The organism is Rhizobium redzepovicii, from assembly GCF_019793435.1.
Taxonomy (GTDB): domain Bacteria; phylum Pseudomonadota; class Alphaproteobacteria; order Rhizobiales; family Rhizobiaceae; genus Rhizobium; species Rhizobium redzepovicii.
The window spans coordinates 25,215-37,931 of record NZ_JAILYH010000027.1; the positions used below are offsets into that span (position 1 = coordinate 25,215).

The window sequence follows — 12,717 nt, forward strand, 5'->3', positions numbered from 1 at the left end:
GTGCGGTAGCTTAAAACGTTTGAAATTTCTGCCTCCTATCAGACAATCGGGTTGTCTTACGCGGCAAACCCACAATATAATGGACTCGAAGTATCTCGCAGAACGGTGGGCAACGAGTCTCGATGGGTGAAATAGGTCTTCAAATTTCGCGGCAAAGCGCGACGCTCAGAATTCAGGTGGAAGAGAAGCTGCGGCAGGCAATCGCGAGCGGCCGTTTCAAGCCCGGCCAGCGCCTCGTCGAGCGAGAACTCTGTGAACTCATCGGCGTGGGCCGCACGTCCATCCGGGAGGCTCTTCGGCAACTTGAGGCCGAGGGCCTGATTACAAGCTATCCACATCGCGGACCGGTGGTAAGCACGATCAGCTACGAGGAAGCTGCACAGCTTTACAGTGTGAGGGCATTGCTGGAGAGTTTCGCAGGGCAGGAATTCGCAGAAAATGGCAGCCCGGAGAATATCGCCAACCTTGAACGCGTCGTAGAGGAGTTTGCGGATGCCGCCGAATCCGGAGCCGGCAGCAGACTTATCGCGACGAAGACTGCGTTTTATGATTGCTTGATGGAGGGAAGCGGCAACGTTTTCGTCAAGCAAATGCTGACGTCGCTTCACAACCGTGTGACCCTGCTGCGAATGACTTCCATGACCCAACCAGGACGGTTGAAGCACAGCGTCGCTGAAATCCGAGATATCGCGGCGGCAATCAGGGACCGCAACGGGCCGAAGGCCGCGGCGGCCTGCAAATATCACATCGATATGGCCGCTAAGGTCGCGCTCGATTACCTCCGCAAGACTGATGTCAGCCATTCGGAATAGGGCACGTGCCTAAATAATTCCCGTAGCAAATTACGATCATTGACAGATTGTCTGATAATCTGTTTATTTGGCTTCCGATGAGGAGGCCAAGCCTGTGCCACTGCGTCTCCTCGGTCGTTCACGGCATGCATCGGCCGCTTATAAAGGGTCGGGACGGGAGCAAATTTTGGACCACTACAACGAATTAATGGCTCGCGTCGTCGAGGCTATCAAGGACGGGGAATTGCCGAGGCTCATTCCCGGCCTCGACTGCAGGGTTCGATTGACGGTTGGAGATCAGAAAGGGACGCTTTCAATCAGGAACGGCGAAGTAGCGCTGGACGGTAACGTCGACCAGGCCGATGTGACTGTGAGCGCCTCGCCGGAAGCTTGGTCCAAGGTCCTGCAGACGCCGCCGCCCGCCACATATCACTCCTTCACGGCTCTTCAAATGGCGAACGAGGAATTCGAGATTTCGGGTCTGCCTCTCGAAATCGCCAAGGCAAGGCCAGCACTGGAACGGCTCTTCGAACTCGTCGTCCGCGCTCCGACGAACGAGGCGGCTATCGTCCGTCGTGACATCACGACCGTATCGGGCCGATACCAACCCGTTAGCATCGGGGGAGCCGTTTTCGATATCTACTTCGAGGAAACGGGTACGGGCGCGCCGGTTCTCTTTCTTCATACGGCGGGTGCCGACAGCCGTCAGTTCCTTGCCCAACTTGCCGACACGGGGCTTGCGGAAAGCTACCGGCTGATAGCCGTAGATCTTCCGTTTCACGGGCGCTCCATGCCGCCGGCATCTTGGGACGGGGCACCGTACAAGCTGACGGCCGACCTTTATCAAGCCTGGTGCCGTGCGATCCTGGAACGGATTGTCGGAGAGAAGGCCATCGTTGCAGGGGGCTCTATGGGAGCTGCCATGGCGCTGGTCCTCGCTGCGGAAAGCCCGGAGCACCTGCTCGGTATAATCGGTATCGAGCCGCCGTTCAGATCGAAGGGTCGTCGTAACCCTTACCAGCATAACGTAAACGTACATGGCTCGCTGCACAACTCGGCGTATGTGCGTGGGATAATGAGTCCGATGAGCCCGGGTTCGGAGCGCAGACGCGCAAGCTGGATTTATTCTCAGGGGGCACCGGGCATTTACCCCGGCGACCTCGCCTTTTACAGCGACGAGTTCGACGGCGCGGTAACCGCACCGAAGATCGACGCGAGCCGTACCCCGACCGTCCTGCTCTCGGGGGACTACGATTATTCAGCAACGCCCGCGGACGGGGCCAAACTCGCCGACCTGATACCTGGTAGCCTGCACCTGACCATGCCCGGCCTGGGCCACTTCCCAATGTGCGAGCACCCGGATTATTTCCGTCCGTACTTGATGCGAGCGCTCGAGTTCATCCGCGCGGCGAGGTAGTTCGTGGCGGCGGCTCAAGCCGCCGCCGTTTTACTTCACGAGGTGATTGCCGATCGACGAGCCGCCGTCGACTGTCAGCACGCTTCCCGTCGCGAAGCGAGAGCGGTCCGAAGCAAGGAACAGCATCGCTTCTGCGATCTCCTCGGGCAGCCCCATACGATTCATGGCTGCGCGCGCGTTGAAGTCGCCGCGCAGTTTTGCGGGATCGTCGGACTGAGCGAAGATCTTCGTGAAATACGGGGAGTCGATGGTGCCGGGCGCGACGGCGTTAACTCTGACGCCATCCTTCGCGTGGTCGAGGGCCATTGCCCGTGTCAGGGACGAGATAGCACCCTTCGAGGCAACATAGGCGGTGCGGTCGGCGATCGCCGAAACCGCCGTGTAAGACGTCGTATTGACGATCGAGCCGCCGCCGTTCTTGGCCATCACGGGGATTACGTATTTCGAGCACAGGAATATTCCCTTGACGTTTACCGCCATGATCCGATCCCAGTCCGCCTCCTGGATCGTTACGACGTTGCCGGTGATGCCGAAACCCGCATTGTTTATCAGGACGTCGATCTTTCCAAACCGCTCGACTGTTGTCGAAACCATCGACTCCACGTCCGGCGCAGAAGAGACATCGGCGCGCAAGCCGATCGCAGATTCGCCGATCGCCTCGGCCACAGCCTCAGCCGCCTTGGCGTTCACGTCCACCACAGCGACGCTCGCGCCATGTCTGGCAAACAACTCCGCCGCTGCCCGCCCGATGCCGCTGCCCGCGCCAGTTACGATGCAGACCTTGTTCTCCAGATCCATTTTCGAAACTCCTCTCGTTGATCGCCTCACCAAACATTTAGCAGACAATCTGTCAATATCACAAAATTAAGTTGACAGATTGTCTGATAATCTGAATATTAACTCCAACAGACGGAAATGCCAGGGAGGAAGAAATGGGCGATGCCAACAGCGCAGCGCAAGCGGCGTTCCGGTCCGCTATGCGCCGGTTCACGTCTACCATCTGCTTGATAACTACCGAGCACAATGGCGTTCGCCACGGCATGGCCGCGACCGCGGTACAGTCCGTAACGGCCGATCCGCCGACGATCCTTGTGTGCATCAATCAGTCGGCGTCCATCAGCAAGCCGCTCAAGGACGCCGGGCGGTTTGCGGTCAACATGCTCCACCTCTCTCACGCGCCGTTGGTACCGCTGTTTAGCGGCAAGCTGAAAGGCGAGGAACGTTTTCACCACGGAGAGTGGATTTCCCTCGACGGAATGCCCGTACTTGCCGATGCGCAAGCCGCATTCGTGTGCGAGCTGCAGGATGCGGTGAATGTCGCCACTCACGATGTTGTCCTCGGCCATGTGCTGGAGGCGCGTTTCATCGAATCCATTGCGCCGCTCCTTTACGAGGACGGAAAACTTGTCCGGTCGTCTGCGATTATCGAGACGGTCGCCTAATCCAATCCGGTTCGTTTTTCGAGCCTGGTTTCCATCAACCTGAGCCTGAGAGCTACGAAGGAGATAAAAGTGAGCGGTGCTGCAAACGCAAAGAATGAAGTCAACGGACGCGAAGTTAGCGCGCGTTTCGAACGTGGTCTCAAGACGCGGCGTGAAGTTCTGGGCGGGCCTTACGTTGACGCAGCGGTCAACAAGGCAACCGAGTATAACTGGCCGATGCAGGAACTCGTCACCGAGTACTGCTGGGACGAAATCTGGAACCGTCCGGGCCTCGATCGCCGTTCGCGCAGCATTCTGAACCTCGGCATGATTTCGGCTCTCAACCGTCCTCACGAGCTCAGGCTGCACGTGCGCGGCGCTATCAACAACGGCCTGACCAAGGAAGAACTCCGCGAGATTTTCATGCAGGTCGCAATCTACTGCGGCGTTCCGGCTGCAATCGACAGTTTTCGCATCGCGCAGGAAGTATTCGAAGACATGGGCATCTGAGCCCTCGACATGGCGCGGGCCGCGACTACGGCTCGCCCTTTAGAAATCCAGATGGAGGAGATCCAACGTGACTAACAAGGATGATTTCCGCGCCGCCGGAAACCCGATGTTCAACGACAACAAGCTCAAGCTCGGCGTTTTCGGGACCAATTGTTCGAATGCCTGTGCCATCACCCTGGCAGAGAGCACGTTCGAGCCGACCTTCGATCACAACGTCAAGATCGCCCGTCAGCTCGAAGACGCTGGCTGGGAGTGCATGGTGCCGATCGCGCGTTGGCGCGGTTTTGGCGGACCGTCGAACTTCAACGGCGTCAACATGGATACCTTCACCTGGGCGGCTGCACTCGCGGCCGTCACGACGAAGCTCCAGTTCTTCTCGACGACCCATATCCCCACCCTCAATCCGATTGTCGCCACCAAGATGGCTACGACGATCGACCACATCTCCAAGGGTCGTTACGGCCTGAACCTCGTCACCGGTTGGTTCACGCCCGAGATGGAAATGTTCGGCGTTCCGATGATGGAACACGATACCCGCTACGAATACGCGACCGAGTGGATGGAAATCGTCGAGCGTCTCTGGAAAGAGAACGGCGTCACCTTCGAAGGCGAATTCCTCCGCGTAAAGGACGCGTTTAGCGAGCCGAAGCCATACAATAAGCAGACCAATCGACCCGTTATGATTTGCGCCGGCGCTTCCGGCAAGGGTTTGCACTTCACCGCCAAGTTCTGCGATTTCAACTTCGGTTTCATGCAGGACATGGAAGCCGGCACCGCTTGGGTAAAGAAGGTCAAGGACCTAGCGCGGACGGAATACAACCGCGAGCTCGGCACCTTTACGTCGTGCCCCGTTGTCGTCCGGGAGACCGAAAAGGAAGCCAAGGACTACTACAACTACTACGTCAACGAAAAGGGCGATTGGGAAGCTTGCGAAAACATCTGCGAGGTTCTCCAGGTTCAGTCGCAGAACCACTCGCCCGAGATGTACCAGAAGTTCAAGGAACGTTTCATTGCAGGTTGGGGCGGCTTCCCGATCGTCGGTACGCCAGAACAGGTCGCCGACAAGCTCGTCACGCTCAGCAGCACGGGTGTCGATGGCGCTCTGCTGACGATGGTGGACTACAACGAGGAACTTCCATTCTTCAACGAACGCGTCATGCCACTGCTCAAGCAGGCTGGCCTGCGCAACTAAGCTACCCGGGCGGCACGGCTGCCGCCCGGTTCTCAACGCCGATCAAAATCGGTTGGTATATCCGCGGCTCGATACGATCAGGTACTGGCTTGAGCGGATAATTGGAGGGGAGGAGACCCTATATGCTGAAGAAGGTGGTTACCACAGTCACCCTGTTGGCCGGCTTATATTCAACAACGAGTGCCGTAATGGCAGATGGGCTGGATTCGCTTCCCGCCGATCAGCAGAAACTTTACGAACTCGTCGATCCGGCAATCCCGTTGGGACCGACCGTGTTCAAGGATTTCGTCGCAAAGCGACCGCCGCCGTGGAAAATCGGTTATGCATCGACCTATGCCGGAAATACCTGGCGCGCGTCGATCCTCAGCGAAATGACCGACGTGTTGCTGCCGAAATACAAGGAAGCGGGCCTGATCTCGAAACTCGTGGTGACGCAGTCCGATCTGAAGGACTCTGTGCAGATCCAGCAGATGCGGCAGATGATCGACGACGGTGTCGACGCAATTATCATCTGCGCCTCGAACATCACCGCGCTCAACCAGACGATCGAGTACGCACACTCCAAGGGCGTTCCTGTCTTCTCGGTCTCGGGCTACGTGACTTCCCCCTATGCCATCAATGCCACGGAGAACAACACGCACGGCGGATACTCGTCGGCGAAGTGGCTGGCCGAGGAAATCGGCGGCAAGGGCAATGTTCTGATGGTGTCCGGCATTCCCGGTTTCGCCTCGTCGGATAGCTTCAACGTAGGCGCTAAGAAGGCTTTCTCCGAATTTCCGAACATCAAGGTCGTGGGTGACGTCGCGGGCAAGTGGACCGATCAGGTGGCCCAGGTCGAAGTGCAGAAGTTCCTCGCCACCAATCCTGCCGACGTCAACGGCATTCTGGTTCAATCGGCTTCTGAAAACGGCGTTCTCAATGCCGTCGAGCAGTCGGGACGCGATATGATGCCGATCGTACTCGGTGGCGAAGCATCGGCCGCTTGCTACTGGCGCAAGAATCCGGACTTCATCAGCAATAGCTTCCATTTCTGGCCGCCGAAATCCGACGCCCGGCTGGTTTGGGACGTCATGATGCGTACGCTCGAAGGTCAGGGTCCGAAGATTCAGTCCATTCTTCGCCCCGCGCTCCCCTACACGATCGACGACGTGAAGGAGGTTCTCAACGAGGACTGCGATCCGAATTCCACCGACTGGCTCGAGCCGAAGGGTGACGCTTGGTGGCCCACTTCCGTCGCGGCAAGCTACTTCGAACGGGCTGAAGACCCGCTGGCTTGGCGTCCGAAAAAATAAGACCGCCGATTTGACCTCCCAACTTCGCGCCGACTTCAACGGTCGGCGCGAATGGCAATTCAAGGAAGGAAACATTTTGTCGGAGTTTCACAGAATTCAGCGCCTGCCGCCCTATGTCTTCGAACAGGTCAACCGTTTGAAGGCGGGCGCGCGAGCGGGTGGAGCCGACATAATTGACCTCGGCATGGGAAATCCGGACCTCCCGACTCCGAAGGCAATCGTCGACAAACTCTGTGAAGTAGTCCAGGACACGCGGACCCACCGTTACTCCTCGTCCAGGGGCATTCCCGCCCTTCGCCGTGCCCAGGCCTCCTACTACGCACGACGTTTTGGCGTGAAGCTCAATCCCGAAAGTCAGATCGTAGCCACCTTGGGTTCCAAGGAAGGGTTTGCCAATATGGCGCAGGCCATCACCGCACCGGGCGATGTGATCCTGTGTCCTAATCCCACCTATCCGATCCACGCTTTCGGCTTTCTGATCGCGGGCGGCGTTATCCGGTCGATACCGGTCGAACCGGACGTTAATTTCTTCGCGCCGCTCGAACGGGCTGTACGCCACTCGATACCGAAACCGCTGGCACTCATTCTGAACTATCCGTCGAACCCGACGGCATACGTGGCAACCTTGGACTTCTACAATGATGTCATCGCGTTCGCGAAAAAGCACGAGCTCATCGTGCTGTCCGACCTTGCCTATTCGGAAATCTACTTTGACGACAACGCTCCGCCGCCCTCCGTGCTGGAGGTGCCCGGTGCTATCGACGTCTGCGTCGAATTCACTTCCATGTCGAAGTCGTTCTCGATGCCGGGGTGGCGCATCGGTTTTGCTGTCGGGAACGAGCGGCTTATAGCTGCGCTCACCCGGGTCAAATCCTATCTGGACTACGGTGCCTTCACGCCGATCCAGGTGGCGGCCCTACACGCCCTGAACGGCGATGGCTCCGACATCGCGGAAATCCGGAGCGTTTACAAGCGCCGCCGCGACGTCATGGTCGAGAGTTTCGGCAAGGCTGGCTTCGAAGTCCCGCCGCCTGCCGCGACGATGTTCGCTTGGGCAAAGATACCGGAGAAATACCGTCATTTGGGTTCGCTGGAGTTTGCCAAGCTGCTGGTCGAGAAGGCCGATGTGGCCGTTTCCCCGGGCATTGGGTTTGGCGAGATGGGGGATGGCCATGTGCGCCTGGCGCTCGTCGAGAACGAGTACCGCATCCGTCAGGCGGCCAAGAATATCAAGCGTTGGCTGGGCCAGCAGGACGAGACCGTCTTCAAGAACGAAACTTTGGATGAAAGGACAGACGATGCCAATTTTGGGATCATGCCAGTGTAAGGCAGTTCGGTACGAGGTCTCCGAGATCGATGGCCCGATGTGGAACTGCTTCTGCCAGACCTGCCGAAAGTCACACGCGGCCGACCACAATACCGCGGCAAAGGTTAAGAGCGAGCACTTCACACTCCTCGCCGGAGTGGAGGTGCTGAAAAGCTTCGAATCCACGCCAGGAAAGCTACGATGGTTCTGCTCGACGTGTGGCTCCCACGTTTACGCCGAACGCCCGTCCAACCCGGACCTAAAGGTCCTCCGGGCTGGTACCTTCGACACGGATCCGGGTTCGGTGGCCGAGTCGAACGTATGGATGTCGCACGCCCGCCCGTGGCTGAATCACGATGCCTCGAAGCCGAGCTTCGAAGAGTTTCCCTGAGAAGGTTGCGACGGTATCCGCGCTGCGTCCAGCGCTGCGCGCTTTTGGTGTTCGTCCTACTGCGGGGTGAGAAGCGATGAACGACGGTACTCTCCAGGTAGAGAGGCAAAACGCTTCGTTGAGAATACAGGTCGAGGAAAAGCTTCGGCAGGCGATCGCCGAAGGTCGGTTTCGGCCGGGCGACCGTCTCATCGAGCGCGAACTCTGTGCGTTGATCGGGGTAGGGCGCACTTCGATCAGGGAGGCCCTGCGCCAGCTCGAAGCCGAAGGGCTTGTCACGAGCTATCCGCATCGTGGGCCAGTGGTGACGCTGATAACCTACGAGGAAGCCGACCAGCTTTATAAAGTCAGGGCCATTCTGGAGGGCTTCGCCGGACAGCAATTTGCCGAGCGTGGCAGCGAGGTCGAAATACGCGCGCTCGCGAAAGCGGTGGAGGAATTCGAGAGGGCCGTGAACGCAGGCAACAGCGCGATCCTCGCAACGGCGAAAAACGCTTTTTACGACTGCCTGATGTCCGGCAGCGGAAATATCTTCGCTCGGCAGATGCTGACGAGCCTTCACAACCGCATAAACCTCTTGCGGATGACGTCAATGAACCAGCCTGGAAGGCTGCTTCACAGTCTTTCGGAAATAAAGGAAATCGCCGCCGCTATCGAAGCTCGGGATGCCCTGCGAGCGCAGGCCGCATGCAAGCTCCACATCGAGAAGGCTGCGAAAGTTGCGCTCGAGTATCTCATGCAGAACGTTGGATCACCACGCACCTAGCATTTCAGGATCAGGCTATGAATGAAGAAACTCCTCGTTTGAAGATTGCGTTCATCGGACTCGGCGCGATGGGACTGCCCATGGCGGGCCATCTCATCGGGCCAGGCCGCGAAGTGGCGGGATTCGATTTGTCGGACGAGGCAAAGAGACGTTTCTCCGAAGCTGGAGGGACCTCCTGCGCAGACATTGCTGCAGCGGTCTGGAACGCCGACGTCATCATAACGATGCTGCCGAACGGCAAAATCGTGCGCGAGGCACTTCTCGGGGGAGAAAACTGGCGCAGCCTGAAGCAAGGAGCGCTTGTAATCGACATGAGCTCTTCTGCTCCCGGCGACACCAGGAGGCTGTCGGAGCAGCTTCAGTCGAAAGGGATCCGGCTGGTCGACGCTCCCGTGTCCGGCGGCACTCGGCGGGCGATTTCGGGAACCCTGGCTATCATGGTTGGCGGAGAGGCTCGAGACGTCGACGAGGCAGAACCTCTCCTCCGTATGCTTGGAGCCAACATCTTCCGGACCGGTGCAGTCGGTTCCGGCCACGCTATGAAGGCCATCAACAATTATGTTTCCGGAGCAGGGGTCGTTGCGACGATCGAAGGCGTGTTGCTGGGTAAGGAGTTCGGTCTGGAGCCGACGGTCGTCGTGGACATCCTCAATGCCTCGTCCGGTAAAAGCAACACGTCGGAAATCAAAATGAAGCAGTTCGTCCTATCGGGGACCTTCAACAGCGGGTTCGCACTCGGGCTGATGGCAAAGGACATCGGCATTGCAAACGGCCTCGCGTCTGAACTGGGATTGAACTTCGAGAATCTGGTGCATATCGCGGGTGTCTGGGAACGGGCGGCGAACGACCTCGGAAGCGGAGTCGACCACACCGAAATCGTTAAATATCTGGCCAGCCACCGTCAGGACGGCGCGGAATAGCATCCTCCCCTATTGACAGATTATCAGACAATCTGTCATTCTACCCGCCGAGTGAGGAGGGCGATTTCGCATAAGCGAGGTCGCCGGACACGAAAACTGAGAAAATTCGCGATTTTTGCGTTCGGCGCGCTTGGTGCGCCGGCGGGCGGGTTTTGCCGCTCGATGGGAGGAGAGACATGGCGAGCGAAGTGACAGTACGCCTGGCAGGTATTGCCAAGGCATTCGGAGAGACGAAGGCCCTGAAGAAGTGTGATTTCGAAGCCTGCGCGGGTGAAGTTCACGCCATCGTCGGCGAGAACGGAAGCGGCAAGAGCACGATGGCGAAGATCATGTCGGGAGTGCTGCGTCCCGACACGGGGAAAGCAACGATCCTCGGCACAACAATCAAAACGCCGATCGACGCCAAGAGCGTCGGACTAGCCACGATATTTCAGGAGGTTCTTGTCGCCGAGGAAGCAAGCGTTCTCGACAATCTTTACGTCGGCCGCGATGGTTTCTTTGAATGGCGCAAATCTTCCGGCAAACGCAGAGCGGAAGCGCAAGCTTTGCTGGATCGGCTTGTCGGCCAGCATGTAGACCTGTCGAGGAACGTCGGCGACTTTCCGCTCAGCGTTAAGCAATGGGTTGTCATTGCACGTGCAATCTTGAAATCCCCGAAAGTACTCATTCTCGACGAATCTTCGGCAGCGCTCGATCTCGATGCGACCGTTAGACTGCACGATGAGATCGACAGGCTGCGCAAGGCCGGGGCTACGGTTATCATCGTCACTCACAGGATTGCCGAACTGGTTCGGATAGCGGACCGCGCTACGATTTTACGCGACGGCGTTACGGTCGGTGTGCTGGAAAAGGCGGACATCAACGAGAACAATCTGCTGGCCATGATGACGCCTGCCGATCGCAAACTCAGCGGTGCCGCGAAAGATGGCAAACGGAAATCCGCCGAAAACCGCCGGGTCGTTCTGGAGGCCACCAAAACCATTGCGCAACGCGGCTCCGCCCCCTTTGACTTCGCAATCAGAGAAGGCTCTATCGTGGGCGTGGCAGGTCTGGACGGCCAGGGCCAAGACGCGTTCGTTCGTGCACTAGCGAGAATCGTTGCGCCGTTCGGCGGGGACGCGAAAGCGCTGGATTCCGGGCGAAACGAACTTGTTTCGATGGGCGGACTCGAGGACGCCGCGCGCCTTGGCGTTGTTTATGTTTCCGGCGACCGGAAGCGTGAAGGTATTTTCCCCCAGCAGAGCATCTTCGAGAATCTCGCTATCGGCATCTACAAGAAGAACTTGGGCCCGCTCGGAATCATCAGACGAGGCAGGCTCAAACAGATGTTCTCCAGGGAAGTCGATCGCCTTCGGGTTAAAATCGGCCGCCCAGACAATAGGATCACGTCCCTATCGGGTGGAAATCAGCAGAAGATACTCATCGGCCGGGCTTTCGCCAATAATCCTAAGGTCATCATTCTCAACGATCCGGCGCGCGGCGTCGATCTGGGCACGAAGCGCGATCTGTATCGCGAGCTCGAGATATTCGCGGAACAGGGCGGAGCCGTGATCTACCTCTCGAGCGAAATCGAGGAATTTCTCGGTTTCGCGGACCGGGTAGATGTCTTCCACCATGGCAGAATTTACCGTTCGCTCGCGGGGGACCAGATCAATGAAGAGACAATCCTCGCAGCAATGTTCGGGCGGTCGGAAGCCGACGTCGTCGAGTTTACATCTGAAAGGAAGGTGCACTGATGTCTGCGCAACTGAAGATGCCCGCCTTGTTCCAGGACCGCTCGCTCGTCGTTCCATGCCTTCTGTTTGTGGTCCAGATTTTGCTGGCCGCTATCCTGTCCCCGCGGTTGTTCACAGTTGACGGCATAGGCGGTGCGATATTGGTGGTGACACCGCTCGTTCTTACCACGTTGGCGATAACCCCGATCGTTATAGCGGGGCGGGCGTCTGTGGACCTCGCGGTGGGACCGCTCCTGAGCTTTATCAACGTCACGCTGATCGCGTGGCTCGTTGGAAACGGCATCACCAATCCGGTCGCCGTGATATCGTGGGTGGTTGGGGTGGGTGCTGCCTATCAGCTCATCCAGGCTTTGATCATCATTTATGTCCGAGTGGCCCCGATCATCGTCACTCTTTCGGGATTTCTCGTTCTTTCGGGCGTGAACCTCATGGTTATGTCAAGTTCGGGGGGCGTCGCACCGGATTGGATGATGAGCTGGGGGGCAGGGACAAGCATTTTCTCGCCCGTGCTCGGTCTATTGATCGCGGCTTTCGCCATCTGGGCCATCATTCGCAGGACCTCGTTTTTCACCCATCTCCGGATGACCGGCGCTGACGAACGTATGGCTTACACGAGTGGAGTGAGGGTTAATCTTGTGCGGATCGCCGCCCACATGCTCGGCGGGGTTTTCGTCGGACTGGCCGCGCTGAGTTACACCGCGCTGGTTTCTTCCGGCGATCCCACGCAGGGGAGCAATTATACCCTCCAGGCGGTGACCGCTCTGGTTTTGGGCGGTGCCAATCTCGCGGGTGGCCGTGGTGGCGCTCTCGGATCAACGTTGGGCGCGCTCAACATGTTTCTAATCTCCTACCTGCTCTCCGTTTTCAGCTTTGGGAGCGTGACGGGTTTTGTAACGCAGATGGCCTTTGGCTTGGTTCTGATGACATCCCTGCTCATCAACGTCGTTATGACCAACCGCCGCGTCGTTTGATAGG

At 58.2% G+C, this 12,717-nt stretch carries 13 protein-coding genes; 12 read left to right on the plus strand and 1 reads right to left on the minus strand.

Annotation, left to right across the window (positions count from 1 at the left end; genetic code table 11):
- Positions 1-122 precede the first annotated feature (122 nt).
- Positions 123-812 (plus strand): GntR family transcriptional regulator, encoded by a 690-nt coding sequence (locus K6N12_RS30820; protein WP_221973845.1) that lies wholly within the window; start codon positions 123-125, stop codon positions 810-812.
- 166 nt (positions 813-978) lie between these two features.
- Positions 979-2,208, plus strand: a complete 1,230-nt coding sequence (locus K6N12_RS30825; protein ID WP_222149098.1) for an alpha/beta fold hydrolase — start codon at positions 979-981, stop codon at positions 2,206-2,208.
- Between the two features lie 30 nt (positions 2,209-2,238).
- Here K6N12_RS30825 and K6N12_RS30830 read toward each other — a convergent pair whose 3' ends face one another.
- Positions 2,239-3,006 carry an SDR family oxidoreductase gene (locus tag K6N12_RS30830; RefSeq protein ID WP_222149099.1) on the minus strand — a complete coding sequence of 256 codons (768 nt, stop codon included), beginning with the start codon at positions 3,004-3,006 and terminating at the stop codon, positions 2,239-2,241.
- A gap of 134 nt (positions 3,007-3,140) precedes the next feature.
- Between K6N12_RS30830 and K6N12_RS30835 the strand changes: the two genes are divergently transcribed.
- From K6N12_RS30835 to K6N12_RS30880, 10 genes are all read left to right on the plus strand, one after another.
- A complete protein-coding gene (locus tag K6N12_RS30835) occupies positions 3,141-3,650 on the plus strand; it encodes a flavin reductase family protein (RefSeq protein ID WP_222149100.1) in 510 nt (169 codons plus the stop codon).
- Positions 3,651-3,719: 69 nt separating this feature from the next.
- Positions 3,720-4,139 carry a carboxymuconolactone decarboxylase family protein gene (locus K6N12_RS30840; protein ID WP_221973848.1) on the plus strand — a complete coding sequence of 140 codons (420 nt, stop codon included), beginning with the start codon at positions 3,720-3,722 and terminating at the stop codon, positions 4,137-4,139.
- 67 nt (positions 4,140-4,206) lie between these two features.
- A complete protein-coding gene (locus K6N12_RS30845) occupies positions 4,207-5,331 on the plus strand; it encodes an LLM class flavin-dependent oxidoreductase (RefSeq protein WP_221973849.1) in 1,125 nt (374 codons plus the stop codon).
- 122 nt (positions 5,332-5,453) lie between these two features.
- Positions 5,454-6,623 (plus strand): ABC transporter substrate-binding protein, encoded by a 1,170-nt coding sequence (locus K6N12_RS30850; protein WP_222149101.1) that lies wholly within the window; start codon positions 5,454-5,456, stop codon positions 6,621-6,623.
- A 10-nt stretch (positions 6,624-6,633) separates the two neighbouring features.
- Positions 6,634-7,950 carry an LL-diaminopimelate aminotransferase gene (locus tag K6N12_RS30855; RefSeq protein ID WP_343228892.1) on the plus strand — a complete coding sequence of 439 codons (1,317 nt, stop codon included), beginning with the start codon at positions 6,634-6,636 and terminating at the stop codon, positions 7,948-7,950.
- Positions 7,951-7,987: 37 nt separating this feature from the next.
- On the plus strand, positions 7,988-8,320 hold the full coding sequence (locus tag K6N12_RS30860) for a GFA family protein (protein WP_246645711.1): 333 nt from the start codon (positions 7,988-7,990) through the stop codon (positions 8,318-8,320).
- 76 nt (positions 8,321-8,396) lie between these two features.
- The gene (locus K6N12_RS30865; RefSeq protein ID WP_222149102.1) at positions 8,397-9,086 is read left to right on the plus strand and encodes a GntR family transcriptional regulator; all 690 of its coding nucleotides are present in this window, start codon (positions 8,397-8,399) and stop codon (positions 9,084-9,086) included.
- Between the two features lie 17 nt (positions 9,087-9,103).
- Positions 9,104-10,006, plus strand: a complete 903-nt coding sequence (locus K6N12_RS30870) for an NAD(P)-dependent oxidoreductase (RefSeq protein WP_246645707.1) — start codon at positions 9,104-9,106, stop codon at positions 10,004-10,006.
- Positions 10,007-10,182: 176 nt separating this feature from the next.
- Complete coding sequence (locus K6N12_RS30875; RefSeq protein ID WP_222149104.1) at positions 10,183-11,742, plus strand: sugar ABC transporter ATP-binding protein; 1,560 nt, start codon at positions 10,183-10,185, stop codon at positions 11,740-11,742.
- Positions 11,742-12,713, plus strand: a complete 972-nt coding sequence (locus K6N12_RS30880; protein ID WP_222149105.1) for an ABC transporter permease — start codon at positions 11,742-11,744, stop codon at positions 12,711-12,713. The genes K6N12_RS30875 and K6N12_RS30880 overlap by 1 nt, the downstream gene beginning before the upstream one ends.
- The last annotated feature ends 4 nt before the right edge of the window (positions 12,714-12,717 follow it).

Excerpts from the sequence above, each read along its gene's own strand:
- K6N12_RS30820 (WP_221973845.1), top strand. The coding sequence starts at position 123 with ATGGGTGAAATAGGTCTTCAAATTTCGCGGCAAAGCGCGACGCTCAGA.
- K6N12_RS30830 (WP_222149099.1), bottom strand. The coding sequence starts at position 3,006 with ATGGATCTGGAGAACAAGGTCTGCATCGTAACTGGCGCGGGCAGCGGC.
- K6N12_RS30835 (WP_222149100.1), top strand. The coding sequence starts at position 3,141 with ATGGGCGATGCCAACAGCGCAGCGCAAGCGGCGTTCCGGTCCGCTATG.
- K6N12_RS30850 (WP_222149101.1), top strand. The coding sequence starts at position 5,454 with ATGCTGAAGAAGGTGGTTACCACAGTCACCCTGTTGGCCGGCTTATAT.
- K6N12_RS30860 (WP_246645711.1), top strand. The coding sequence starts at position 7,988 with ATGTGGAACTGCTTCTGCCAGACCTGCCGAAAGTCACACGCGGCCGAC.
- K6N12_RS30865 (WP_222149102.1), top strand. The coding sequence starts at position 8,397 with ATGAACGACGGTACTCTCCAGGTAGAGAGGCAAAACGCTTCGTTGAGA.
- K6N12_RS30870 (WP_246645707.1), top strand. The coding sequence starts at position 9,104 with ATGAATGAAGAAACTCCTCGTTTGAAGATTGCGTTCATCGGACTCGGC.
- K6N12_RS30875 (WP_222149104.1), top strand. The coding sequence starts at position 10,183 with ATGGCGAGCGAAGTGACAGTACGCCTGGCAGGTATTGCCAAGGCATTC.
- K6N12_RS30880 (WP_222149105.1), top strand. The coding sequence starts at position 11,742 with ATGTCTGCGCAACTGAAGATGCCCGCCTTGTTCCAGGACCGCTCGCTC.